Below are 24,373 nucleotides of genomic sequence, written 5' to 3'. Positions count from 1 at the left end.
CGTCGGAATACTCCACGGATGCCTCCAACACGGCACCATCTACAACGAAGACACAGCCTGGGCACACCGCCAACCAGCCGTCACCACAAAAGCAGCTTGACAAGATCCGCGCCTGGGGTGTCTAGTCACAGCCTTCAGATTTAGACGGGTTGGTGGTCTTCGCTCGAATCACGGAAAGCCCTAGCAGTCGCCTCGACAGCTACGGGGTGAACTACTGAAGAACCCAGACCACCGCAACGCCCGCCGCGATGGTAAGGATGACGTTGCTCTTCCACCATGCAACAGCGACCGCGACAAGAATGCCAAACGTCTCGGGGCGGCCTGAAAGGAACGCCGAGATACCTTCTCCGTTGGCCACATCGACCGCGACTAGTGAGGACAAGACGGCAGGTCCAACAAACCGGAGGGTTCTCTTGAAGGCGGGTGGCAATTCAGCGCCCGCACCGGCAAGGATAAATCCTGATCTCATGACGTAGGTCCCTGCACCTACGACTGCGTACGCAAAGAGTTCATGCATAGGTTCGCCGATCCGCAACCGTACCCGCAACCATGCCGACAGCCCCACCCACGATCAGGCCGAGACCAAGCGGGAGTGTCGATGCTGTGGCTCCGATAAGAGCCCCCACGACTGCCGCAACTGCGGCTGGCCGGTCCTTGATCGCAGGCACCACGATCGCTACGAACATCGCCGGAACCGCGAATTCGACGGGCCACGTCGGCGGGATCGTCGGACCCAGCAGCATCCCTGCGGTGACGAACACGTGCCAAAAACTGTAGAACGTCAAGGCGATCGTCAGCCAGTAGACCCGGAAGTCTCTGTCCGACATTTCGTCGTCAATGCGGGTATCGATCAATGCAAATACATGATCTATCAACCAGTACGGCGCCAAGAATCGAAACCATCGGGGTTGACTGCGAAACCGGTCGACAAGGGCAGCCGAGTACATCATGTGTCGCGCATTAATCACGAGGCCCGTGACGATCACAATCAACAGCGACCCTCCGGATCCGAGCAAGCTGGTCATCGCTATTTGTGCAGCGCCAGCAAAGATCATCACGCTGCCCAGCCAGCCAACCACATTGTTCACCGGCTCAGCTTCAACGATCGTAATGCCCAATAGGATGCCAAACGGGAGGGCACCAATGAGCAGGGGGATCATATCTGTCGCCGCCCGCCTAATGAGCGGACTGTCACTCGTCTTCACCACACATCTCCCTTGCGAAGCGCGGAGGCTAGCAGCGAGTGCAGCCGATTCTCACACGTGCACTGCGGGCTGGTACGCGACCTCAGCACCCGAGCGGGATCGGGCCATTGTCACTCGCGTAACATTGATTCATGGATCAACCGCTGAGCGAGCCAACAACGCGTCATCCGTGGGGCGATGCTGACACCCCTTACCTCGAAATTGGCGGCGAGGACAGTGTCCGCAGGTTGTGTGAGTCGTTTTACAAGCGCATACATGAGGAAGCCCCGATCATTCGGGCGATGCTGCCACGCGACCTCTCGGTGTCTGTCGGCAAACTGTTTAAGTACCTGAGCGGATGGCTTGGGGGACCAAACCTGTACATCGAAGCGTACGGCCACCCTCGGATGCGTATGCGTCATGCACCCTTTGCAATCGGGTCTGCCGAAGTGGAGATGTGGCTTTCATGCATGCACGCAGCCATGGACGACTGCGGAATCGGCGATCAGATACGAGTGTTTCTCGAATCGCGTATGCACGATCTGGCTCATCACATGCAGAACCAGTCCGGCTGATTCCACCAACTCTCGATAACGCTCGGTAATGTTTCTATGACAACTCGACCGCGGCTAGTCGGTCAAACACAATTCCGGTGTTGCGGAGAAAACGTTCAGCCGTAAAGCATGATTCGATGATTTCTGCGTCCAATTCCACCCGGTCGTCCTCTAACAATGCGTCCTTGAGCTGGGTACCGGTGTCCCAGGCGATCATGGCGTTGCGTTGCACTATGCGGTACGCGTCATCTCGGGTAGAACCGTGCTCGATGAGCGCGAGGAACACCGCTTGGGAGAATACGAGGCCTCGAGTGTTTTCGAGATTCGAAAGCATGCGGTCGGTATCGATCATAAGATTCTCGATGATCGCGGTCATCCTCGCCAGCGTGTAGTCCAGCACAAGACAGGTGTCCGGGAGGATCACGCGCTCGACAGCCGAATGCGAGATGTCGCGCTCATGCCACAACGCGATGTTCTCCATCGCCGCAACAGCGTTGCCCCGCAACAGTCGCGCCATTCCAGATGCGTTCTCCGATCCGATCGGATTACGTTTGTGAGGCATGGCCGAAGAACCCTTCTGGCCGGGGTGGAAAGCCTCGCGTACCTCGGATACTTCGGAACGTTGCAAGTGTCGTATCTCGGTTGCGAATCGCTCGATACCTGCGGCGATGATTGCCATCGTCGTGACGAACTCGGCGTGTCGGTCACGGTGCGTAATCTGCGTCGACGCCGGTTCGATGCCGATTCCGAGCTTGTCGCAGACGTACGCTTCAATGTTCGGTGGGGTATGCGCATAGGTACCGACAGCCCCAGAGATTTTGCCGACAGCAACCGTGTCCCTAGCTCGGCTGAGCCGGTCATAACCACGCTGGATCTCGAAGGCCCAGTTCGCCAGCTTGAGTCCAAACGATGTCGGTTCCGCCCAGACTCCATGCGTGCGGCCGACCATCAGCGTGTCACGATGCTCGACAGCCCGTTCGCTGACAACGTCGAACAATTCTCGAATCTTGCCCAGTAGGAGTTCGGCTGCAGCCTTCATTGTTACACCCTGCGCGGTATCGAGGATGTCCGACGAGGTAAGGCCGTAGTGAATCCACTCGGCACCCGTCTCTGTCGACTCCGAGAGGAGGTCGATGAACGCCGCGACGTCGTGGTGGGTCACCCACTCGCGTTCCTTCCACTCCACAGGGTCAACCTCGGGAGCGCGACGGACAGCTTCTGCCGCTTCGGCAGGTGCCACCCCTTCCTCCACCCACGCTTCAACGACAAGCGTCTCGACCTCTTTCCACACAGCAAGCTTGCGTTCTTCTGACCAGATCGCTGCCATCTCGGGGCGGGTGTAACGCTCGATCATGAATTCCAGCTTTCTCTGTATTCGAAAAGTCTTTCTGCGATTTCGTCGTCGTGAATTGAGATGATGGCTGCGGCAAGATACGCCGCGTTTGCAGCCGAGTCGATTGCGACCGTGGCTACCGGTATTCCTGTCGGCATCTGGACGGTCGAATACAGCGCGTCGATGCCCTGCAACGCCCCTGCTGCGATGGGGACTCCGATAACGGGAATCGTTGTCTTTGCGGCAACCGCGCCAGCAAGGTGGGCGGCTTTGCCGGCGCCGCAGATGATCGCCGCGTATCCCGCGCCGCGGGCCTGCGTGGCGAATGTGTTCACCTGTTCTGGATTTCGATGGGCGGACATCACATAGACCTCGTGTGGCACGCCGAGTTCATCAAGTACGGTGCTGGCAGGTTCCATGATCCGCCTGTCTTTGTCTGAGCCCATCAGGATGGCGACCTTCATTTTTCTCCCATTATGTCGAGCCGCATCTGCAAGTGGCGCGGCCGTAAGTTCAATTCGTGGCGATGTCTGTGCGGTTCTGCTTGCCGCTAAAGGATACGAGTTCGGCGCTGGTATACGCATTGGCACGAGCCTCGTCAACGTTCGGTCCGCTCCCGACGATGTGGAGGACTCGGCCCCCGGCCGTGACCAAACCGCGTGGGGTGAGCGATGTGCCGGCGTGAAAAACCAGGGAACCTTCGAGGTCGTCGACCCCGGTTATAAGATGCCCGGTCTCAACGTTGTCCGGGTAGCCCGGTGAAGCGAGGACGACGTTGACATGTGCATCGGCGCTCCACGTAAGGCTGTCTGTCGGCAGATTCCCGTCGACGGCGTCGCTGACCAGTTGGAGAAAGTCATCTTCGAGCCTAGGGAGGACAACCTGTGTCTCAGGATCGCCGAGACGGCAATTGAACTCAACAACCTTTGGCCCATCTGCCGTCAGCATCAGGCCGACATAAAGGAAACCCTTGTAGACGATGCCGTCGTCGGCGAGCACTCGGAGCACAGGAAGGACGATCTCAGCAATCGTGGTTGCGACAAGATTCGCTGGGAGGTCCCTGGCGGGGGAGTAGCTGCCCATGCCACCGGTGTTCGGCCCGTATGCACCGTTGAGGAGTCGTTTGTAGTCGCGTGCCGGCTCTAGCCCGATCGCGGTTTTGCCATCACACAGCATGAAAATCGAAATCTCGCGGCCCTCGAGAAACTCCTCAATAACAACGACCTCTCCGGCGGGACCAAAGTGGCCGGCGATGCAGCTTCGTGCCCACCCCTGTGCTGCCAGCAAACCTTCAGTGACAAGAACGCCTTTGCCGGCAGCGAGACCGTCCGCCTTGACGACGTAAGGAGGTTCTGAATTGGCCAGATATTCAGCGGCTTCGTCTGCGTCTGTGAATGTTGCAGATTTCGCGGTTGGTACGCCGGCGCGGCGCATGACGTCCTTGGAGAATGCTTTGGACGATTCGAGCCGGGCACCCGCCTTGGTCGGTCCGAAGGCGCGCACTCCCACGGCATTGAGCGCGTCGACGAGTCCCGCGGCGAGCGGTGCTTCCGGTCCAATGATTACGAGGTCGATGGCGTTTGCCACCGCGAGGTCGCACACGGCTTCAACATCTGTCGGATCGAGGTCGGGATACACCGATCCGAGCTGAGCAAGTCCGGGGTTTCCTGGGACGCTCAAGAGGTTTTTGAGGAGCGGCGACTGGCGAATTTTCCAGCCGATGGCGTGTTCTCGTCCGCCGCCGCCGATCAACATCACGTTCACTGGGACCTACCGATCGAAAGTTGCTGCCCGCTCGGGGCCGACGGAGATGATGGAGATGGGGACTCCGGCGGCGTCTTCAATGTATTCAATGTATGACTGAGCCTGTTTAGGGAGGTCGGTGAAGGAGCGGACCGCGGTGATGTCCTGCTCCCACCCAGGGAGTTCTTCGTATACCGGCGTGCAGTTGTACAGCACCCGCTGTTGGCGAGGAAAATCTGTATAACGCTGGTCAAGCGAATCGTACGCAACAGCGACTTTGATGGTGCTGAAACTGGACAACACGTCAATCTTGGTCAGAGCGATCTTTGTGATCCCGTTGACTCGAACGGCGTAGCGCAACGCGAGCAGATCGAGCCACCCGCAACGGCGGCGGCGTCCGGTCACAGTGCCGAACTCACGGCCGATCTCGATCATTTTGTCCCCAATCTCGTTGTCGAGTTCTGTCGGGAACGGCCCGGCGCCTACTCTTGAAATGTACGCCTTTGTCACACCGAGGACGTCTGAGATTGCGCCCGGTCCAATGCCTGCACCGGCACAAGCAGCGCCTGCAACGGGGTTCGAGCTTGTCACGAACGGGTAGGTGCCGTGGTCGACATCGAGCAACGTGCCTTGGCCGCCCTCGAAGACCACGTTCTTGCCTTCCTGGATTGCGGTCCACACCAAGAGGGATGTATCAGCAATGTGGTCGTGGAGGCGTTCCGCGTACCCAAGGTATTCCTGGATGATCGGCTCGGGGTCCATCGGCAGTTGGTTGTATACCTTGGTAAGGAGTTTGTTCTTCTCTTTGAGCGTAATCTCGACTTTTGAGCGGAAGATCTTTGGGTCGAAGAGGTCTTGGGTTCGTATTCCCTGACGTGCGTATTTGTCCATGTAGGCCGGACCGATACCGCGCTTGGTAGTTCCGATCTGCTGCTTTCCAAGAAACCGTTCCATTACTGCGTCGAGCTTGCGGTGGTACGGCATGATGAGATGCGCGTTTGCAGAGAGGCGGACCCGGGTGACGTCGATGCCTCTCGAGTTAAGCATGTCCATCTCGGTGAGCAACGCGGCCGGGTCCACGACGCAGCCGTTGCCGATGACGGGTGTGACTTGGGGGTAGAGGACGCCACTCGGTATCAGCGTCAAGGCAAACATTTCGCCATCGACAACGATCGTGTGTCCGGCATTGTTCCCGCCCTGATAACGCATCACGATGTCGGCGTGTTCGGACAGAATGTCCGTTATTTTTCCCTTGCCCTCATCGCCCCACTGTGACCCAACTACGACCGTGGCCGGCATCTTCACCTCCGGGTTCGACCGTTATGCGAGTGTAGGCGCCAGACGCGTTCCGTCCACATCGCGGCCCCTCCCCAAGAACCATTCGGTCTATACGCGGACCAAGGTCGGAAGCGGCGTTCCCATCGTCGTCAGCTTCGGTTCGGAGTTGGGTCTGTGTTCCTGCTCCCAAGGACGCGTGTCGAGAGATTTGGCGCGGACAGATGCGGCCTGCGTAGCATCTAGTTTCGATACAACGCGTTGCGCCGCGGTGTCGGCATCGGGTCGAGGTCACCATTTGGCAGGGGCGGGCAGCGGGTCTTGGGCCCGGATGCGTAGTTCGCATGGGTCGGTTGGAGCGTAATTCTTGCGATAACTCTGCATTTTCGTCGAGCGTGCATTTAGGTTGTGTAAGGGTCAAACGTCGTGGAGGTCGGGGTAGTTCCCGAAGTTGGGTGGCGCGAACGACGCGATGGGGCTAAATTTCAGGGCGCCTTTCGCAGGCTCCGCTTTCTAGACCGTAGTTCGAGTTAGTGGCGTCTCTGAAAGGTGGGTAAATCTGATTTAGAAGAGAGGGTCCCTCTATGAAAAAGCGCCTAATTATTCTTGTCGCTGTGTTCGCCCTTGTCGCCGCAGCATGCGGTGGCGGTGGCGATGCCGATGACACCACAACCACGTCGGCACCTGACACAACAGCCGTTCCGGCAGCTCAGGTCACCGCTGGTACGACGCTCGCCGCAGTGCAAGCTCGTGGCACGTTGATCTGTGGTGTCGGTGGAACCGCTGTTGGTTTCTCCGAGTTGCAGCCTGATGGTTCGATGACCGGCTTTGATGCCGATTTCTGTCGCGCCGTTGCTGCTGCCGTTCTTGGTGATGCCAGCGCTGTCGAGTTCCGTTCGTTGACATCCAAAGAGCGTTTCGAAGCTCTGAAGAACAACGAAATTGACGTCCTGATCCGTAATACCACATGGACGCAGTCTCGCGACACGGACATTGGTATGAACTTTGCTCCGACCACGTTCTACGACGGTCAGCAGCTCATGGGTCTTGCCAGCCGATTCACCACAACTTCAGGCGCTGCCGACGTTGATGGCGCAATCCTGTGTACCAACGCTGGTACCACCACTGAGAAGAACATCACTGAGTGGGCGAACATCGCCGGTGCATCGATTGTGCTCGAAACGGTTGAGGTGTTCCCTGAGGCCATTGAGAAGTTCATCGCCGGCACTTGTGACCTCGTCACAACAGACGGTTCGGGGCTTGTCGGTCACAAGGCAACCAATGACAAAGGTGGCGACAACTGGGTGATCTTCCCAGAGAAGCCAATCTCGAAAGAGCCACTTGGTCCTGTTTACCGTCAGGGTGACGATCAGTGGGGCGACATCATCAACTGGACCGTCTATGCGATGATCATTGCTGATGAGAACGGCGTGACCTCGGCGAACGTCGACGGCGACCACGGACCAGAGATCGGACGCCTGTTCGGCCAAGAGGGTGAGCTTCAGACCGCAATGGGTCTGGCCGCAGACGCCTTCTTCCAGGTCATCAAGCAGGTCGGTAACTACGAAGAGGTGTACAACCAGAACCTCAACTCAATTGGGTTGTTCCGCGAGGGCACCTTCAACGCACGCTTCAACGAAGGCGGGCTGATTTACGCTCCACCAGCGCGTTAATCAACTCCAAGTTGAATCTCAAAGGGAGGGCGCACGAGGGTGCGCCCTCCCTTTCGTTTGGCTGTTTTGCCTCCGCTAGGGTCCGTTTTTCGCCCGCCAGTGACTGTCGTGTTCGTAAGGGTCGTCTAGCTAGTGGCGCATGACACGTTCGGCTAGCTAAGTTACCGTGACGATCACCCACTATCCGTTGTCTAGAAAGGATCCAGGACTTGGCGGTAACCGTGCGCACCCAGGAGCGGCCCCCGTTTTGGCGGGACGCCACGGTTCTCAAGTGGCTGGCACAGCTCGGTGTGCTAGCGCTCGTGCTGCTGTTCTTCAGGATTCTCGGTAACGAGGCTTCGGAGAACTTCAGGCGGTCGAACATCAGCTTCGGATTCGACTGGCTCGGCAGCCCACCAGGTTTCGCCGTCCGCGAGGGTTTTGACTTGCAACCCGACAGCGGTCTCAGAATCATGGCCGTCGGTGCCCTCAACACGCTTCGAGTTGCCTTCTCGGGGATCATTGCGGCAACAATCCTCGGCACCGTAATCGGGATCGCCCGGTTGTCGAGCAACTTCATTGTGAGCAAACTGGCGGGACTGTATGTCGAGACGATTCGTAACATTCCGTTGCTCCTCCAGATATTCTTCTGGCAGGCTCTACTGATCTCGAGGCCCGGTCTCACCGAGGACACGATCGGGACCAAGCTGTTTTCGGTGTCGAACAAGGGAATTGCATCGACGTGGGTGTTTCCATCCACTGGGTTCTGGCCATGGCTGATGATCGTGGCCTTCGGAATCTACCTTGCCCGCAAGGTCGCGAAAAAGCGCCGGGCACATCAAGACGCCACCGGCGAAGCTGGCCACTCCGGGTTGTTTGCATTCCTCACGGTCCTTGGGGTTGCGATTGTCGGGTGGTTCGCCCATCCAATTTTGGGATTCTTGAGTGGTCTGTGGGACGGCATCGGCGACGCGATTGGTGGAATCCCGTCCGGTTTGGTGTCGGCAGGGCTTGCTGCACTTGCCGTGGCGGCGGCGACTTGGTGGATCAAGCGGTTTCTAGATTCCAAACGCACTCCTGCCGGACTCGGCAAGTTCACCGACGACGACATTTTCCGGATTATCTTTGCGGGCTTTTCTGCCGTCGTAGCTGTGTGGATTGCATTCAAACTGGGAAGCACCGATCTCACCAAGCCAAGCGGTGAGATTGCTAACGTCGCGGAGATACTGCGAGATGGCGTTGCCAACTTGTTCCACTGGTTTGCTGACAAGTTCACCGGCGATTCGGGTGCGCCGCTCGTCGTTCAGCAGCCGGTCGTCGAGCTGCGAGGGACTGGCGGGTTCGTGCAATACGGGACCACAGGCATTCTCGCAACTGTCGCGTTCTTCTCGGTGTGGGTGGCGGTCACGCTGTATACCGCTTCGTTCATAGCCGAGATCGTTCGTGGTGGGATTCTCGCCGTAGCCAAGGGGCAGACGGAGGCCTCCCAAGCGCTCGGTCTCAAGCGTTCGCAGTATCTGCGGTTGATCATTCTGCCGCAAGCGTTCCGCATCATCCTTCCGCCGCTTGGAAACCAATACCTCAACCTTGCGAAGAACACATCGCTCGGGACTGCTGTGTCTTTCGCCGAGATTGTTGCTGTTGGTTCGACGTTGATGAATCAGACGGGCCAGTCATTGCCGATCGTGCTTGTGTGGATGATTTTCTACCTCACCCTCAGTTTGTCGTTATCCGCGGTCGTGAACTGGTACAACCGACGAATGGCACTGGTGGAGCGTTGATATGACTGACCATCTCTCACCTCTCGACGTCCTAGAGCTTCCGCCAGAGCCTCCGCCTGGTGGTCCCGTCCTGTGGCTGCGCGAGAACCTCTTTTCGTCGGTGGGTTCAGGCGTGCTTTCGGTTGTGTCAATAGTCATCGCATTGTTTTCGTTCGTGTCCGCAGTCTCGTGGGGGTTCGCCCCTGATCGCCGATGGGACGCGGTAACTGCAAATCTCCGCCTCCTCATGGTGCAGTCGTATCCCCAGGAACAGATCCATCGGGTGTGGATTTCTGTCGGCATCGTGTTTGTCCTGATCGCAGCGATGCTTGCTTGGAATAAGGCTGGCGGGAAGATCGCACCTCGGGATCTCGCCAAACTCCTGATTGGCGTCGGGATTATCTTGTTGGCGATAACCGCTCTTCTGCCAGACGGTGCGGAGAAATGGCAAACCGTCGGTAGCGCGTGGTTCTGGGGCATCGGCGGTGTCGTTGCGCTGGGTGGCGGATTGATCCTCGGGCGCTTGCCTGAGCAGACGCGTAAGGCTCAATCTATTCCAATCATGGGGTTGGTGGGCGGTGCGATGGTTGCGATCATCGTGTTCTTGCAGACTGCGACACTGGCGTTTCCGATCGAGGGGGCAGGTCCTCCCGAGGTCCCGGCGGACCGGATTCTCGACGCATTACCAATTGCCAAGACCACCGCAAACCCGTGGATGTACATCTTTGCTCTGACAATCGCCACTTTTGTGGTGGTGAGCTATCTGCGCACAAATTTTGAGGGCGATCAGTCCCGAGTCAGAAGGTGGCTGACGATTGCGTTTTCGGTGTCTCTCCCCGTTATCGCCCTTGTGATTCTGCGCGATCCCCAAATTAACTCTGACACCTTGGTGAAGTTTATGGTGACCGGTGCGGTGTTCGCCGTGCTCGGGGCATTCGCCCTTCTGTGGTTCGGGTCACCCGAAGCCGGAGAGGCGAGAGGTGCCCTCGCTTCGATCGTGGGTGTTGTTGCCTTCGTCGTTTTCGCGTTCCCGGGCATCCTTCCTATACCTGACGGGTTGACACCCTTCATCGAACCGTTCAATTTCCGAATTCTCTTGGCTGCATTTGCCCTATTCGCGCTCGCCGCTCCAACCTTTGGTGGGGCTGGCAGAGCCCTAGTCCGATATGCGATTGGATGGGCGGTCACTGCAGTTGTCATTGCTTTCGCGGTGATCATTATCACAACCGTGTCGACCGTCGATGTTCAGGTGAGTTTCTTCATCGGCGGTCTTGGCTTGACGTTCTTACTCTCAATCACCGCAATTGTGTTGTCTTTCCCGCTGGGCGTCTTGCTCGCCCTGGGTCGGACCTCGTCAATGCCGATTTTCCGCATGATGAGTACTGTCTACATTGAGGTCGTTCGCGGTGTGCCGCTAATCACTTGGCTACTCGTAGCTGTCGTCATGTTGCCGGTTGCCCTTCCGGCCGGCGTTAGCTTGTCGCTGGTGATGCGGGCATTGATCTTTATGACACTGTTCTCGGCTGCGTACCTCGCCGAGAATGTCAGAGGCGGATTGCAGGCCGTCGGCAGTGGCCAGGCCGAAGCCGCCAAGGCCCTAGGCATGACGACGTTGCAAATGACGGTGTTCATCACATTGCCGCAAGCACTACGTGCAGTGATCCCAGCCCTTGTCGGTCAGGTCATCGCGATTTTCAAGGACACGTCGTTGGTGACGATCGTAGGTTTGTTTGATTTCTTGCACATCGCAAGACAGGCGATCAACCAGCAGTCGCGGCCGTATAACTTTATTGGGGTGTTCCTTGAGCCCCTGATTTTCGCGGCGTTTGTCTACTGGATGTTCACCTTCACGGTGTCCCGGATGAGCCAACGTCTTGAGAAGAAGCTCGGCGTCGGTGAGCGGTAAAGGTCTAGAGGAGTTGAGATGAGCGTACAAGGCAATAAAGACATGATCGTCTGTGAAGGCGTGAAGAAGTGGTTCGGTGACTTTCAGGCTCTCAAGGGAGTGGACGCTGTCGTCAAGGAAAAGGAAGTGGTCGTTGTCATCGGCCCTTCTGGTTCCGGAAAGTCCACGTTCATTCGGTGTATCAACCGGCTTGAAGCTCATCAAGAGGGCACGATCATTGTGGACGGGATCGAGTTGACGAACGATGTTCGTAACATCGACAAGATCCGCTCTGAGGTCGGCATGGTGTTCCAACAGTTCAACCTGTTCCCACACCTCACCGTCTTCGACAACATCGCCCTGGCCCCACTGTGGGTTCGCAAGCTGCCCCGCGCCGAAGTTGAAGAAGACGTACAAGCTCTCCTCGAGCGAGTGGGTATCCCCGAGCAATCCGAGAAGTTTCCGGGACAGCTCTCCGGCGGTCAACAGCAGCGCGTTGCCATTGCACGGGCTCTGGCGATGAAGCCAAAGATCATGCTGTTCGACGAGCCGACTTCGGCGCTCGACCCTGAAATGATCAAGGAAGTCCTCGATGTCATGAAGGAACTTGCGGAGACTGGGATGACGATGATCGTTGTGACCCACGAGATGGGCTTCGCAAGAGAGGTTGCCGACCGAGTGTTGTTCTTCGACTACGGACTCGTCGTCGAAGAAGGAACGCCCGAACACTTCTTCGAGAACCCACAGCACGACCGGACGAAGCTGTTCCTCAGCCAGATCCTGTAATCGTCGACAACGGGCTGCTGTGTAAATCGATCCGAGGCTGGTGCCCGAGGCTCGAATGAAGGGGGTCTTAGTGTCAGGGTCCGTGGGCAATCGGGATCAGCTTCGCGGATGTGACCCTCAGATACGCTGCTGGTACGAGCAATAGCTGGAGACCACTCGTCCCTGCTGAGACTGCGATCTTGTCCCATGTCTGCGCTGAGGTGTCGACGTAGACTGGAATATCTTTCTCGCGGCCATGACCGTCACCGATCCTCGTGGGTACCCGGTGACCGCTCGTACATCACGGACCGGCACCATCTCGACCTTTTTGTGGCCGGCTGCCTTCGCCAGCGCCTTGAGGCTCAGGTTGGTGCCTGCCGGGACGATCGCAAAGCAGTACTCGCCCGTGCTGGCTTGGACACAGAGTGTCTTGAAGACTTGCCCATGCGGTAGCCCGAGTTGATCGGCCACGGCTACCGCCGAAAACTCATCTTCGGCTAGGGCATACTCATGCACGCTGTAGTTGACCGTTGCTGCGTCGAGCGCCCTCATGGCGTTGGTCTTCTCGGGCACAACTACCCGAGTTCTTCCCAACGGTCACCTTCCGCAAGATCGATGGCGGTATACGCCATTGCAAGCGCTCCATCTCGGATGGCCTGCTGACCGTCTGCCGTTGTTGTGTGGGCAGCGAACTCTTTCTGGTGGTTTACAGCGCCGTTCGAGTGGATGTCCAGCATTGGGTGGATCGTCGGTAGCTCGTGCGATACGTTGCCCATATCGGTCGATCCGGCGGCGCTTGGGTCATAATCCGCGCCTCTGCCCATTGTGCGTCCAAGCGATGCGCTGTTGTCCGCATAGAGGTCTGCCATGACCTTGTTGTTCTGAATGTCCTTGTAGACATGGCCGCGGCTCTTCACTTCGAGGGTGTTTCGGGTCGCGGTGGCTGCCGCCTCGAAGCAGGCGATCACTTGGGCGTAGAGTTCGTCGAGCCGTTCCTTGGTCGCGGCTCGGACGTACCACGACATCGACGTGAACGCTGGAATGACATTTGGCACGCCACCGCCGTAGGTGATCACGCCGTGGATCTTGTCCGTCGGGTAGATCGCTTGGCGCAGCATCGAGACGTTGTTGTACGCCTGCACGGCGGCGTCTAAGGCGTTGACACCGAGCTGTGGTGCGAACGATGCATGCGATTCCTTGCCAGTGAATTCGATGTCGATGTGTGCAACGGCGAGAAAGTTGGGGTCCACAACATCGTGTGGTGCCGGATGGATCATCATGGCGACCGTACCACTCTTGAACGCACCCGCGTTGATAAGATCGACTTTGCCGCCGTAAGCTTCCTCGGCCGGCGTGCCAAGAACCCTGATGCGAATAGCGAGTTCGTCAGCCACAGATGCAAGGGCGACGCCGGCACCTAGTGCCGCGGCAGCGATGATGTTGTGTCCGCAGGCGTGGCCAACTTCGGGTAGCGCGTCGTATTCGGCACAGATGATGACCTCTGGACCTCCACTACCCGCAACCGCATCGAAACACGTTTCCAGACCCCATGCTGGATAGTCAACCGTGAAACCGTTCTGTCCGAGGAACGAGGCGAGTCGGGCGGAAATGGCGAACTCCTCGAACGCTGTTTCCGGGTTGTCGTACATCCACTGCGAGATGGTGTGGAGTTCTGATTGCACCGCGTCGAACGCTTGCTCTGCTCGGTCCTTCATCGACATGTACGAGGTCTCCTGGCTCTGGGTTGCGTTGACAGGCAGCGTAGCGGAGTGCCGTTGGGCGGTGGGGATCTGGCAGCTCCATCAGTTCGTGGTCGAGGATCTTCGGTGCGTGCCAGCCGCGGCAATCGATGTGGTTCGACCTGCGCAAGCGTGGCAAATGCAATAGGCTGTCAGCATGATTGCATCTATCTCATACCCCCCAGTCCCGATTTTCGAACTCGGCCCCCTTGCGTTGTCACTCCATGGACTCTTTGCAGGCCTCGGTTTTATCGTCGGCGCAGGACTCCTCATCAAGGCCGCTCAACGGCGTGGATTCGATACGGACAAGGTTTCCAGCGTGCTGACTTGGGGTCTTGTTGGCGCCATTCTCGGCGCCCGGTTTTTCACCGTTCCGGCGCACATCGGAGACGTCGGCTACGAGTTTTCTGATGCCATATCCCTTGCGGGAGACTTCTCGATTCTCGGCGGGTACGCCGGAGGCATCTTGGTTGCTTGGTTCAAGATGCGTCGTATCGGGATGGACACTGCATCGATGCTTGACATGGCGGCGCCAGGGTTTGCGATCGGCGCCGTTGTCGGCCGCGTCGGGGACTTCTTCATTGTCGAGCACCTCGGGTCAGCAACGACGTTTTTTCTTGGGTATGCAGTCAAGCCCGGTAACGACCTTTCGCCGCAGCACGACTCGCTCGAGTGCGGTCCGGCCGAAGCTATCAACGGCATATGCGGCATCTATCACCCAACATGGTTATACGACATGATCGGGGCGGCGATATTGCTTGGTGTGCTTGTCTGGCTTGTGCGCAGCAGCAGGCGATTTCGTTATGGGCAGATATTTGCGTTGTGGCTTGCGTGGTACGGCTTTCAGCGGTTCCTCATCGATTTCACCCGCCTCGGCGCTGCCAAGCTTGGGACGGTTGCGGACTCGGTCATGGGGCCGTTTACGGGAAGCCAATGGGGAGGTCTTGGGGCTGGTTTGATCGGGGTTGCACTCTTTGTCGCGTTCAAACGGGGGGATATCGTCTCGCAAGAGGGGGACGCTCAGCGAGGTGCAAAGTTGGGCGCTACGGAGGAATCGGTTGCCGACGCCGACTGACAGGCTCAGCGTCCAACCCATGGATTCTGGCGTCGAATCAGCCCGTATCCGGCATGATTCGACGCCAGAATCCATGTGAGGGTCGTGGATTTGGTGACTCGTGCGCTGGGTCGCTCGTTTGCCTTTGCGATTCTTGTCACCATTGTCGGCGTCGTGGTGCCCACCGCCGATGCTTCGGAGGGGTTGCACATCGACGCGGTGACTACGTACGAAGTCGTGTCCATTGATTCCAAGATCTCTGTGACCATCGATGTCGAGGCGACAAACGCTACGCCGAACACGACGAAGGGTGGTGTCACGACCCGCTACTTCTACGATGGGTTTTTTTGTTCCGCTACCAGTCGAGGCTGCGAACATAGCAGCCTTTGACGGGACACGCGAGCTTCGTGTTACGGTCGAAGACTCCGAAGACGAAGACTCGTTTTCGGTTGCCCTTGTGCATTTCCGCTCGAACCTTTTCTTCAAGCGGTCTCGTACGGTCACGGTGACGTACGAGATCCCCGGCGGGGAGCCTCGGTCCGAAGACTCGACCCGGGTGAACTCCGCATTTGTTGGTTTCCAACTGGTTGCATTTGGCGATCCTGATGGTGCCGAAGTCAGGCTCGTTGGTCTCGATGACTACCAGGTGAGCCTTGACGGCGAGCGTATGACCCTGGAAACAGACGAGGCCGGCAAGGATGTTCGAGTCGCCAAGGCTATTGCCGACCCTCAAGAGTGGTTTGTGTTGGTGGGCGCTATCAACGATGACGCTCTCACCATTACCGACCACGAATTCACTGGCCAGAACATCACCATCAGAAACTGGCCTGGCGATGACCAATGGTACGACACGGTATCTGACACTTTCGAACTTGGGCTCCCCGCGTTGGCAGACCTTGTCGGATTGGCCTGGCCGATCGACGACACGCTCGTCGTCACCGAGTCGATCGCTCCCAACATATCCGGGTTTGGAGGGTGGTTTTTTGTCGAGGATGGCATCCAGATCGAGATCGGTGAGGAAGTCGATCGACAGATCGTGCTCCACGAGATGTCGCATGCCTGGTTCAACGACGATCTGTTTGTTGGACGTTGGATCACCGAAGGGTTTGCTGAGGAGGCCGCATCCATAGTGTTGCGTGAAGTGTTCAACGAGAGGGAGTTTCCAACCGTGGTCTCGGCCTTCGATACGAGCGCTGTGAACCTCAACGCTTGGGTGTTTCCGAACGTCCAGTCTGATCTCACGGATGCTCACGAGGCCTACGGCTATAACGCATCGTGGTCGGTGATCCATGATCTGACCACCGAGATTGGTCGCGATGCCTTCGCTGAAGTGCTCTTGTATGCGGCGAGCGACACCATTGCATACGTTGGACGACCAGAGCCCGAGACGTGGGCGGAACCGGACGATTGGCGCCGCCTTCTCGATCTTTTCGAAGAGATTGGGGAATCCGAGACTGCTACTGATGTCTTCGCCGACCTAGTCGTGAAGACAGACGAGGTGAAGACATTGGAAGCTCGCAGGGTTGCGCGCGAGAAGTATCAGGCGTTCCAGACCACGACCGGAAGACAGCCGTCGTATCTCATCCGCAAATCCATGGGGGACTGGGATTTCGATGACGCTGTGCAACGCATGGATGAAGGGCTTGCGGTCTACGAACTCGAGCTGACGCTCGTCGCTCGCGCTACCGACATGGGCCTCACAACTCAAGACGTGTTCTCGCTCGACTTCGAGATGACCCGCGGCGGTTTTAGCTCCGTGCGGGCATCGATCAACCAGCACGACCGGGGCCTTGACGCGCTAGCCGCCTCCGAAGATGTTGTCGCAGCCGATCGTAGTCTTGCGATGCGACTGGGGTTGTGGCTTGGAGCAGACCCGCAAGACAACCTTGACGCCGCCCGCGCCGCCTACGAACGTGGCGACATTGACTCTGTGCCGATCGATGCAGCGCTCGCCACGCAAGTTCTCGACGACGCCGAGACTCTAGGGGAGACGCGGCTGAGGATTGCGGCCGGTGTGGTTGGTTTCTTTGTTGCCGCGATCGTCGGCCTATCGATCCTGCTGATCAGCAGGCGGCGCGGTCACCGGCGACTGGTGGGACATGCCGCGTGGGCTAGCTCAACCGCAGAAGCTGCCCTTCCCATGCAGGCTCAGGATTCTGGGTCGCACGATGGAGATCCGTGGGGCGGGGACTCCACGGTGTGATTTGGGTCTCCGTGTCGGGAGACCCAGCGGGGTTGTGGCCAAGTTGTGGGCACCCGTTGATCAACAGAGGGGACGACCAACCGGCCGTCCCCTCCGTAGCTAGCTTCTGATCAGCCGGTTACGAGCTGCTGCCTCCGCCCGTCAGCATTTCGCCCGCCGCTCCGAGTGCGCCCATGATTGCGCCCATTTCCATCGGGAGGAATATCTTGGTTGCGGTACCGTTAGCCACGCCTTGCAACGCCTCGAGATATTTGATCTTGATGAGATCATCAGTTGGTCGACCTTCGTGGATGGCGGCATACACCTGGATGATGGCAAGCGCCTCACCCTCGGCGACGACGCGCTTTTGGTACGCCTCGGCGTCAGCAACCTCCCTGATCGCTCCGGCCTGGCCCTGGGCCTCGAGAATCCTTGACTCCTTGACTCCCTCGGCGCGCAGTATCTGTGCCTCACGCTCACCGTCGGCTTCGGTCACGTTGGCGCGCCGGTCGCGCTCCGCCTTCATCTGGCGGTGCATTGCCTGGGTCACGTCGGCGGGTGGGTCGATGCGTTGAATCTCAACACGGACGACCTTGGTACCCCAGACATCAGTCGCCTCATCGAGAATATCTCGAAGCTGCGTATTGATGATGTCGCGAGATGTAAGGGCCTCGTCGAGAGTGAGGTCGCCGATAACATTGCGCAGGTTGGTTTGCGCCAGCTTCGTTGCGGCAAGCACGAAGTTTTGCACGTTGTACGCCAACGACTTGGGATCGACCGCCTGGTAGTACACGACGGCGTCGACGGTGACGACGACGTTGTCTTTAGTGATGACTTCCTGCGGTGGCACGTCGACGACGATTTCTCGCATGTCGATGCGTTGGATGCTCTCGATGAACGGGAACACGAACTGAAGCCCGGGTCCCGTCGTGCGCTTGTACTCGCCGAACCTTTCGATAAGGCCCAGCTCGAACTGTCTGACGATCTTGAACGCCACCCCTGCAAAGACAGCCGCCAGAATGATCAGCGGGAGTGCCACTCCGAGAATTATTTCCATTTTTTCCTCCTCTTCGTATTCCTACGATGTTTGTTGTGTGAACTTACTCTTGGGCGGTCACGACAAGACTCGTGCCTCGTATCGCGACGATTTTCACCGTTGTACCGGTTTCGTACACCTCATCGGCGTCTGTGACTGCCCGCCAGTCTTCGGACCCGATGCGAACTCGACCAGCCGTGTGTCGGCTGATGTCGCGCTCGACGACGGCCTGTTTGCCGAGAAATCTGTTCGCCCCCACTGGGATGAGCGGGGGTCTGTCTTGGATGGCGTACTTTCGTGTCCACAGCAGACCGATTACTGAGACGATTAGGAACGCCACGATCTGCGTTGGTGGATTCACTCCTGCTGCCGCTAGCGCCGCGGCCACACCTGCGCCGGCGGCGAAGCTGATGAGGAAAAATCCCGCAGTGAATATCTCTCCAATCGCGAGCGCAACAGCAGTTGCCGCCCAAAACGCGATCTGAATGCCAACTTCGTCCACTTCGCTGTCCTTTCCGACTGCCAACGCTGCTGCAATGACGAGCGCGGTAGCTCCGATTGCGGTCCACCACGGCACGGTTGTGACTGGCGGCTTTTTATGAATTGTGAGGGATCGCGCGGGTCGCGATACGCAGATGCCCAGCTCTCGGCGAAGCCCCTGACATCGGGACCTATGACGGTTGCCGGCGCATTGCCTGCGGCGACGGAATCGTACAGATGTGCCGTGAGCTCTGCCGTCATGTCTCTCGCCGTTTTGCGAGGCACGCCGGTGGCGGTCCAATACTCGGAGCATTCAGCGACGATCTTGTCGATGTCACGCTGTGATGTCATAACCGCCGCCATTGAGAACCTCTTTCACTCCGTTCGTGAGACTGTCCCATTCCTGTGTCCATTCCTTGAGCCGTTGCCTACCAGTGTGTTCGATTCGGTAGTACTTGCGGGGTGGTCCTCCCGCAGACTCGACAAAGTATCCGTCGATGAGGCCCTGTTTCTGAAGTCTGCTGAGAAGCGGATAAATGCTTCCCTCGCTAATCAGATGAAGACCCCTCCCCTGGAGTTTCGTTGCCATCTCATAGCCATATGACGGTTCGTCATTGATGATGGCCAAGAGGCACATATCGAGAACTCCCTTGAGGAGTTGTGAGTTGTGATCACTGGGCATTGCTAGGTACCTTGCAATATTGCTTACCTTGTTATCTATAATACCATACATAACATGATAGTCCAAGTTGCTTCTCGAATGCGGACGTCCAAGACGCCAAACGCGACAGCGCTCGCCGCGCCAGGCCTGATGCTTTTGTCAGGCGGGTGTGAGTTCGATCTCGTCATCGCCCGATACCGTCACTCGAATCGAATCACCGTTCTGTGACGTGCCGTCGAGGATCTGGTTAGCGAGGCGGTCGATGATCTCGCGCTGCATGAGGCGTTTGAGCGGGCGTGCTCCGTACACGTCGTCGAACCCGTGATCCACCAGCCACGTCACCGCTTTATCGTCAAGACTGATACTGATCTGCCGATCGGCGACCCGCTGCTGAATCTGTTGGAATTGGATCGTTACGATGTCAGCCAGGTGGTCCTTGGTGAGCCTGTCGAACACCACCACGTCATCAATACGGTTCAAGAACTCTGGTCTGAAGTGGGTCCGCACAACATCCATAACTCTCTCTCGGATCGTCTGTGAGTCGTCGGCATCGGTGATGAACTCCGAGCCCAGGTTGGACGTCATGATGACGACAACATTGGTGAAGTCCACAGTGCGACCTTGCCCATCGGTGAGACGGCCGTCGTCGAGCACCTGGAGGAGGGCGTTGAAGACGTCTGGATGGGCCTTCTCAACCTCGTCGAGCAGGATCACCGAGTATGGACGCCGGCGCACGGCTTCGGTGAGCTGGCCGCCCTCTTCATAACCTACGTATCCGGGAGGGGCGCCCAGCAGCCGACTGACCGAGTGTTTCTCCATGTACTCGGACATGTCCAACCGCACCATTGCCTGTTCGTCGTCGAACAGGTAGTTGGCGAGAGTTCGAGCTAGTTCGGTCTTGCCGACTCCGGTCGGACCCAGGAAGAGAAATGATCCGATTGGGCGGTGGGGGTCGGCGAGGCCGGCGCGTGACCGACGCACCGCTGTCGCAACCGCAGCCACGGCGCGGTCCTGGCCTATCACTCGGTCGTGGAGGTGTGACTCGAGGTTGAGCAATTTTGCGGATTCACCCTCGACGAGCTTCGTCACGGGGATGCCGGTCCATCTGCCGACGACTTCAGCCACGTCCTCCTCGTCGACCTCTTCCTTCAGCATGGTGAGGTCAGATTGAAGGCTTGCTAGGGCCGTCTGGAGGTCACCAAGCGCGGTTTCGGCGGCGGGAAGAGACCCATAGCGAATCTCAGCGGCCCGCTGCAGGTCACCCTCACGCTCGCTCCGCTCTGAATCCGCCCTCAGACCCTCGATCGCTTGTTTTGCTTCGCGGATCTTTTCGATGGCCACTCGCTCCTGGTCCCAGTGAGCTGTTAGCTCTTCGAGTTGCTCTGAAAGGACTGCAAGTTCTGACTTGCGGGTTTCCAGGCGCGCCAAAGCCGTCTTGTCCGTTTCCTTCTCGAGCGCAGCGATCTCGATTTCGATCTGGCGTCCGCGTCTTTCGAGTTCGTCAATCTCCTCGGGCATCGAGTCGATCTCGATGCGAAGACGGCTGGCCGCTTCGTCGATCAGATCGATCGCCTTGTCGGGTAGATGGCGCGCGGTGATGTACCTGTCAGACAGGGTCGCGGCGGCCACCAGGGCGGCGTCGGTGATTCGTACGCCGTGATGAATCTCGTAGCGCTCCTTCAAGCCGCGTAAGATTCCAACTGTGTCAGCAACGGTCGGCTCTTCGACGAGCACCGGCTGGAAGCGGCGCTCTAAGGCGGCGTCCTTCTCGATGTACTTGCGGAACTCATCGAGAGTGGTTGCACCGATCATGCGCAACTCGCCCCTTGCAAGAAGCGGTTTCAACATGTTCGACGCATCCATCGATCCCTCGGCTGCGCCGGCCCCGACCAAGGTATGCAGCTCGTCGAGGAAGGTGATGATCTCCCCATCGGAGGCGGTGATTTCTTTCAGCACAGCCTGGAGGCGCTCCTCGAATTCGCCGCGGTACTTCGCCCCCGCGATCAACAGACCGAGGTCGAGTGCGAAGATTTTCTTGTCCTTCAACCCGGTTGGGACGTCACCGTTTGCGATTCGCTGGGCGAGACCCTCGGCGATTGCGGTCTTCCCGACTCCGGGTTCACCGATAAGCACCGGGTTGTTTTTCCTCCTGCGCGACAGCACCTGGATGACGCGGCGAATCTCGTCATCTCGGCCGATCACCGGGTCGAGCTTGCCGAGGCGAGCGACCGCGACGAGGTCGCGACCATACTTTTCGAGGGGATTGAGCGTGGCTTCCGGGTCGGTCGATGTCACCCGCTGCGAGCCACGAACGGATATGAGGGCGGTGAGCAACGAAGCGTGGTCCGCACCGACTGATGTCAAAAGCTCTTGCAACGAGGTCTTGCTGATGGCAAGCAGAATGTGCTCGACGGCCAAGTAGTCGTCCTTGAGCGTGGTCCGCTCGCTTTCGGCGACGTCGAACACGGTGGACGCTGCGGCGTCGAGAGTTGCGTCGCTTTTGTCTCCGTACACCGACGGGAGTTTGGCGAGCGACTCCTCGATCGCCCGCTGAAGCGATCCGAGGTCGGCCTTGGCGGCTTGAAGCGTCGGCAGCACGGTCGTGTCGCTCTGACCGAGCAGCGCACTGAGGATATGCACCGGCGTAATTGATGCATGGTTGCGAACTTTGGAGAGCGTCTGGGCGTCCCTAACTGCCTGGCTTGCTGTTGTCGTAAAGCGTTGTGAGTCGATGGTGTACTCCCCTTCGGTCTTGCCTGTCGACCATTACAACCGAAAGTATAGACGTTCTATGCCAGAAAATCTAAGTGAGACATTGTCAAGTATGCCATCTCGTGCGTCTTGCGATTCGATCCATCAGACCGATCCATCAGACCGATCCATTACGATTTCGCTCTGTGCACCAATCCTGGCGGTCCAGGTGCGTCAGGCCAGCGGTGAAGAGGGAGCCCCAGCGCCGGATGAGCACACGGTTCTGCTCACCGAGATCCGGGACGCGCTCAGGAAGTAAACGACGTTCGATGATTCCGGGGCGAGTATTGTTGACGGTGGTGCTCTCCCTGGAATACGGTTGCCCCGGATGTCGTTGATTCGTTGACTGACAAAAGGAAGACTCATGGTTCAAGCAATATGGAACGGCGTCGTGATAGCCGAGAGCGACGACACGATCGTGGTTGAGGGAAACCACTACTTTCCGCCTGCTTCTATCAACCGCGAGTTTTTCTCGGATTCTCGTTCGCACACGAAGTGTCCTTGGAAGGGCAAGGCCTCCTATCTGAACGTCGAGGTCAACGGTGCCTCAAACCGTGACGCGGCGTGGTACTACCCAAAGCCAAAGGGCGCGGCCTCAGAGATCACCGACTATGTGGCGTTCTGGCGCGGCGTCGAGGTTTCTAGCCGGTAGTTTGCCGGCTACTTTGCAGCGTCAGTCGCAGCGATATCGAGCGGCATCGTGAGGCATCGGACCGCGCCACCGGCTTTGATGAACTCGGACACGTTTACAACTGCCACCGAGAAGCCCCACCCGGTCAGGATTTCTCGGACGCGGTCGTTGCACGCCGGCATCACAATCGTGGAACCGACAACCACCGAGTTCATCATGAACAAGACCTCCTCTTGGGGAGTCAACACGAGAGGCTCGGGTACAAGCTCGAGCAAGCGGGGGAGATCGTCGGCGGCGACACCGGTTGGTGCAATGATTGCCCGCTCGCCGTCGAGCGGGCACAGCACGAGATCGATGTGGTAGAACCGTTTGTCGACGAGACGAATCTTGTGGATCGTCCAGCCGGTTCTATCTTCCCAGTCTTCCCACGAAGCCAGGTCGCTGCGCTGCCCGTAGCCGGCAATGAAGTCCCCGTCCCAGGGGAGGCAGTCTCCAGATCCTTCGTGCGCCGTTTCGGTTCCGGCCCGCAGAATCGTGAAGCCGTGCCGCGACATCCAGTCGGTCGAGTGATCACTCTCTGCGCGGCGTTCCTCGTAACGCAACCGCGACGGCACGAAGACGCCGTCCTTGGCAACTCCGTGGTTTGCGGTGAACACCATGTCGGGCAGGCCGGGCTGCGCCGGTAGCACGTCAACCCTTGCGCCGGCCGTCTTGATGGCGTGTTTTACCGCCTGCCACTGTGCCTTGGCGAGGTCGCGGTCCACGGGATTGTCCATGTCCATCCATGGGTTGATGGCGTACAGGACATCAAAATGATCGGGTGGACACATCAGGTAGTGGCGGCCCCAGTTCATCACGTCACCTCCAAGAGACGGTTGACCACGTCGGCCCGGGCGTCTTAGCATACCGACCGAGGCTTCGGCTACGGTCCAAGACGTCGCCACAAATCGTCACGCGGCGCGCTTGCTTGTCCGTTGGATCATCGGTGCCGATATCGTTATCGGCTGTCTCGAAGCATGTTGGTCGCGTTTTGCGTAGAATCCCCGAATGCTCCCACTACGAATAGTCGAAACCGAACGCGAAGACTTTGACGAGCCGGTCGTTGAAATATGGCGTGACTCAGAGTTCATCGGAATGGTGTTCTGGGACGGCGGCGCACCAATCGTCCAGGTGTACTCCGATTCGGATGATGAGGTCTTTGATCTCGATCTTGGGTATCTGGTGCAGGTGCTTGAGCTTGCCGAACGGATCGTCACCCCCGAGGACCTCTACGAGGATGACGACCAGGTCGGTCCGCTCGGTGAACCCCAGGGCGCTACTTGGGGCGACGAAGATCCTGCAACTCTCGCGCTCGTTGAGGAGTTTGATCCTCAGGCGGCGTACCGAGCCGAGGAGGGCGAAGGGTTTTTCGCAAAGGACATTGCGGCGACGTTCATCGGTCGATGTGCGTCGCTGGGACTCGCTGTTGTCGAGATGGAGGGCATGGACCTCGTTCGCGGCGAGGTGAAGCCGAAATTGGGTCTCCAGATGGTGACTCGTGTGGAGAAAGCTATGCCGTGGGATATTTTCGAAGGTGTGGCAAACGCGAGGGCGACGGAAGTGCTTGAAAGCTGGGTTGGACAGAACCTGGTGATTTCGTTCGTAGTGCAAGAGTCCGGCGGAGACACGTTCGTTGCGTGAGGTAGAGC

23 protein-coding genes and 1 pseudogene are annotated in these 24,373 nt (G+C 58.3%); 11 read left to right on the top strand and 13 right to left on the bottom strand.

Features of this window, described 5'->3' with window-relative positions:
- Positions 1–211: 211 nt before the first annotated feature.
- The gene (locus IIC71_10515; GenBank protein ID MCH7669610.1) at positions 212–517 is read right to left on the bottom strand and encodes an AzlD domain-containing protein; all 306 of its coding nucleotides are present in this window, start codon (positions 515–517) and stop codon (positions 212–214) included.
- Complete coding sequence (locus IIC71_10510; GenBank protein MCH7669609.1) at positions 510–1,205, bottom strand: AzlC family ABC transporter permease; 696 nt, start codon at positions 1,203–1,205, stop codon at positions 510–512. Before IIC71_10510 ends, IIC71_10515 begins: the two co-directional genes overlap by 8 nt.
- 131 nt (positions 1,206–1,336) lie before the next feature.
- Here IIC71_10510 and IIC71_10505 point away from each other — a divergent pair, with 131 nt between their 5' ends.
- Positions 1,337–1,759, top strand: a complete 423-nt coding sequence (locus IIC71_10505) for a group II truncated hemoglobin (protein ID MCH7669608.1) — start codon at positions 1,337–1,339, stop codon at positions 1,757–1,759.
- Between the two features lie 34 nt (positions 1,760–1,793).
- Here IIC71_10505 and IIC71_10500 read toward each other — a convergent pair whose 3' ends face one another.
- The 4 genes from IIC71_10500 to IIC71_10485 are packed head-to-tail and all read right to left on the bottom strand — an operon-like array spanning position 1,794 to position 6,113.
- Positions 1,794–3,092, bottom strand: a complete 1,299-nt coding sequence (locus IIC71_10500) for an adenylosuccinate lyase (protein MCH7669607.1) — start codon at positions 3,090–3,092, stop codon at positions 1,794–1,796.
- Entirely contained in the window at positions 3,089–3,535 is a 447-nt protein-coding gene (purE, locus tag IIC71_10495) for a 5-(carboxyamino)imidazole ribonucleotide mutase (protein ID MCH7669606.1), read from the bottom strand. Before purE ends, IIC71_10500 begins: the two co-directional genes overlap by 4 nt.
- Before the next feature lie 49 nt (positions 3,536–3,584).
- The gene (purD, locus tag IIC71_10490; protein MCH7669605.1) at positions 3,585–4,835 is read right to left on the bottom strand and encodes a phosphoribosylamine--glycine ligase; all 1,251 of its coding nucleotides are present in this window, start codon (positions 4,833–4,835) and stop codon (positions 3,585–3,587) included.
- A 6-nt stretch (positions 4,836–4,841) separates the two neighbouring features.
- Positions 4,842–6,113: an adenylosuccinate synthase gene (locus tag IIC71_10485; GenBank protein MCH7669604.1), complete on the bottom strand. Its 1,272-nt coding sequence runs from the start codon at positions 6,111–6,113 to the stop codon at positions 4,842–4,844.
- A gap of 560 nt (positions 6,114–6,673) precedes the next feature.
- On the opposite strand from IIC71_10485, the gene IIC71_10480 reads away from it, so the two are divergent.
- From IIC71_10480 to IIC71_10460, 5 genes and pseudogenes are all read left to right on the top strand, one after another.
- A complete protein-coding gene (locus tag IIC71_10480) occupies positions 6,674–7,762 on the top strand; it encodes an amino acid ABC transporter substrate-binding protein (GenBank protein MCH7669603.1) in 1,089 nt (362 codons plus the stop codon).
- Positions 7,763–8,214: 452 nt separating this feature from the next.
- Positions 8,215–8,394: pseudogene (locus tag IIC71_10475) on the top strand (ABC transporter permease subunit).
- Between the two features lie 126 nt (positions 8,395–8,520).
- A complete protein-coding gene (locus IIC71_10470) occupies positions 8,521–9,522 on the top strand; it encodes an ABC transporter permease subunit (GenBank protein MCH7669602.1) in 1,002 nt (333 codons plus the stop codon).
- 1 nt (position 9,523) lies between these two features.
- A complete protein-coding gene (locus tag IIC71_10465; GenBank protein ID MCH7669601.1) occupies positions 9,524–11,407 on the top strand; it encodes an amino acid ABC transporter permease in 1,884 nt (627 codons plus the stop codon).
- 42 nt (positions 11,408–11,449) lie between these two features.
- Complete coding sequence (locus IIC71_10460) at positions 11,450–12,172, top strand: amino acid ABC transporter ATP-binding protein (protein MCH7669600.1); 723 nt, start codon at positions 11,450–11,452, stop codon at positions 12,170–12,172.
- A gap of 117 nt (positions 12,173–12,289) precedes the next feature.
- Here the strand turns inward: IIC71_10460 and IIC71_10455 are convergent, their stop codons facing one another.
- Positions 12,290–12,745 carry a Cys-tRNA(Pro) deacylase gene (locus IIC71_10455; GenBank protein ID MCH7669599.1) on the bottom strand — a complete coding sequence of 152 codons (456 nt, stop codon included), beginning with the start codon at positions 12,743–12,745 and terminating at the stop codon, positions 12,290–12,292.
- Entirely contained in the window at positions 12,727–13,866 is a 1,140-nt protein-coding gene (locus IIC71_10450) for a M20 family metallopeptidase (protein MCH7669598.1), read from the bottom strand. Before IIC71_10450 ends, IIC71_10455 begins: the two co-directional genes overlap by 19 nt.
- 181 nt (positions 13,867–14,047) lie before the next feature.
- Here IIC71_10450 and IIC71_10445 point away from each other — a divergent pair, with 181 nt between their 5' ends.
- The 3 genes from IIC71_10445 (at position 14,048) to IIC71_10435 (ending at position 17,147) form a co-directional block, all read left to right on the top strand.
- Positions 14,048–14,965, top strand: coding sequence for a prolipoprotein diacylglyceryl transferase (locus tag IIC71_10445; protein ID MCH7669597.1), 918 nt, complete (start codon positions 14,048–14,050; stop codon positions 14,963–14,965).
- Between the two features lie 84 nt (positions 14,966–15,049).
- The gene (locus IIC71_10440) at positions 15,050–15,334 is read left to right on the top strand and encodes a hypothetical protein (GenBank protein ID MCH7669596.1); all 285 of its coding nucleotides are present in this window, start codon (positions 15,050–15,052) and stop codon (positions 15,332–15,334) included.
- Complete coding sequence (locus IIC71_10435; GenBank protein ID MCH7669595.1) at positions 15,282–17,147, top strand: hypothetical protein; 1,866 nt, start codon at positions 15,282–15,284, stop codon at positions 17,145–17,147. The genes IIC71_10440 and IIC71_10435 overlap by 53 nt, the downstream gene beginning before the upstream one ends.
- Positions 17,148–17,265: 118 nt before the next feature.
- On the opposite strand, the gene IIC71_10430 is transcribed toward IIC71_10435, so the two are convergent.
- From IIC71_10430 to clpB, 4 genes are all read right to left on the bottom strand, one after another.
- Entirely contained in the window at positions 17,266–18,183 is a 918-nt protein-coding gene (locus tag IIC71_10430; protein ID MCH7669594.1) for an SPFH/Band 7/PHB domain protein, read from the bottom strand.
- 43 nt (positions 18,184–18,226) lie between these two features.
- The gene (locus IIC71_10425; GenBank protein ID MCH7669593.1) at positions 18,227–18,739 is read right to left on the bottom strand and encodes an NfeD family protein; all 513 of its coding nucleotides are present in this window, start codon (positions 18,737–18,739) and stop codon (positions 18,227–18,229) included.
- A 237-nt stretch (positions 18,740–18,976) separates the two neighbouring features.
- On the bottom strand, positions 18,977–19,324 hold the full coding sequence (locus tag IIC71_10420; GenBank protein ID MCH7669592.1) for a PadR family transcriptional regulator: 348 nt from the start codon (positions 19,322–19,324) through the stop codon (positions 18,977–18,979).
- A 138-nt stretch (positions 19,325–19,462) separates the two neighbouring features.
- On the bottom strand, positions 19,463–22,036 hold the full coding sequence (clpB, locus tag IIC71_10415; protein MCH7669591.1) for an ATP-dependent chaperone ClpB: 2,574 nt from the start codon (positions 22,034–22,036) through the stop codon (positions 19,463–19,465).
- Positions 22,037–22,418: 382 nt separating this feature from the next.
- Between clpB and IIC71_10410 the strand changes: the two genes are divergently transcribed.
- Positions 22,419–22,706: a DUF427 domain-containing protein gene (locus tag IIC71_10410; protein ID MCH7669590.1), complete on the top strand. Its 288-nt coding sequence runs from the start codon at positions 22,419–22,421 to the stop codon at positions 22,704–22,706.
- 8 nt (positions 22,707–22,714) lie between these two features.
- Here the strand turns inward: IIC71_10410 and IIC71_10405 are convergent, their stop codons facing one another.
- Positions 22,715–23,542 carry an amidinotransferase gene (locus IIC71_10405; protein MCH7669589.1) on the bottom strand — a complete coding sequence of 276 codons (828 nt, stop codon included), beginning with the start codon at positions 23,540–23,542 and terminating at the stop codon, positions 22,715–22,717.
- Positions 23,543–23,732: 190 nt separating this feature from the next.
- Between IIC71_10405 and IIC71_10400 the strand changes: the two genes are divergently transcribed.
- Positions 23,733–24,365, top strand: coding sequence for a hypothetical protein (locus tag IIC71_10400; GenBank protein ID MCH7669588.1), 633 nt, complete (start codon positions 23,733–23,735; stop codon positions 24,363–24,365).
- Positions 24,366–24,373 lie beyond the last annotated feature (8 nt).

The sequence above is a fragment of the Acidobacteriota bacterium genome, from assembly GCA_022562055.1.
In the GTDB taxonomy this organism is placed as follows: domain Bacteria; phylum Actinomycetota; class Acidimicrobiia; order Spongiisociales; family UBA5794; genus BMS3BBIN02.
Note: the sequence above shows the minus strand (reverse complement) of the source record. Positions and strands in the feature narration are given on the sequence as shown.

Bases quoted from the DNA above. Each gene is read 5' to 3' on its own strand.
- IIC71_10470 (MCH7669602.1), top strand. From the start codon at position 8,521: ATGATCGTGGCCTTCGGAATCTACCTTGCCCGCAAGGTCGCGAAAAAG.
- IIC71_10435 (MCH7669595.1), top strand. From the start codon at position 15,282: ATGGGTTTTTTTGTTCCGCTACCAGTCGAGGCTGCGAACATAGCAGCC.
- IIC71_10445 (MCH7669597.1), top strand. From the start codon at position 14,048: ATGATTGCATCTATCTCATACCCCCCAGTCCCGATTTTCGAACTCGGC.
- IIC71_10515 (MCH7669610.1), bottom strand. From the start codon at position 517: ATGCATGAACTCTTTGCGTACGCAGTCGTAGGTGCAGGGACCTACGTC.
- IIC71_10450 (MCH7669598.1), bottom strand. From the start codon at position 13,866: ATGAAGGACCGAGCAGAGCAAGCGTTCGACGCGGTGCAATCAGAACTC.
- IIC71_10430 (MCH7669594.1), bottom strand. From the start codon at position 18,183: ATGGAAATAATTCTCGGAGTGGCACTCCCGCTGATCATTCTGGCGGCT.
- IIC71_10485 (MCH7669604.1), bottom strand. From the start codon at position 6,113: ATGCCGGCCACGGTCGTAGTTGGGTCACAGTGGGGCGATGAGGGCAAG.
- IIC71_10400 (MCH7669588.1), top strand. From the start codon at position 23,733: ATGCTCCCACTACGAATAGTCGAAACCGAACGCGAAGACTTTGACGAG.
- IIC71_10410 (MCH7669590.1), top strand. From the start codon at position 22,419: ATGGTTCAAGCAATATGGAACGGCGTCGTGATAGCCGAGAGCGACGAC.
- IIC71_10505 (MCH7669608.1), top strand. From the start codon at position 1,337: ATGGATCAACCGCTGAGCGAGCCAACAACGCGTCATCCGTGGGGCGAT.
- IIC71_10480 (MCH7669603.1), top strand. From the start codon at position 6,674: ATGAAAAAGCGCCTAATTATTCTTGTCGCTGTGTTCGCCCTTGTCGCC.
- IIC71_10420 (MCH7669592.1), bottom strand. From the start codon at position 19,324: ATGCCCAGTGATCACAACTCACAACTCCTCAAGGGAGTTCTCGATATG.
- IIC71_10500 (MCH7669607.1), bottom strand. From the start codon at position 3,092: ATGATCGAGCGTTACACCCGCCCCGAGATGGCAGCGATCTGGTCAGAA.
- IIC71_10460 (MCH7669600.1), top strand. From the start codon at position 11,450: ATGATCGTCTGTGAAGGCGTGAAGAAGTGGTTCGGTGACTTTCAGGCT.
- IIC71_10465 (MCH7669601.1), top strand. From the start codon at position 9,524: ATGACTGACCATCTCTCACCTCTCGACGTCCTAGAGCTTCCGCCAGAG.
- purE (MCH7669606.1), bottom strand. From the start codon at position 3,535: ATGAAGGTCGCCATCCTGATGGGCTCAGACAAAGACAGGCGGATCATG.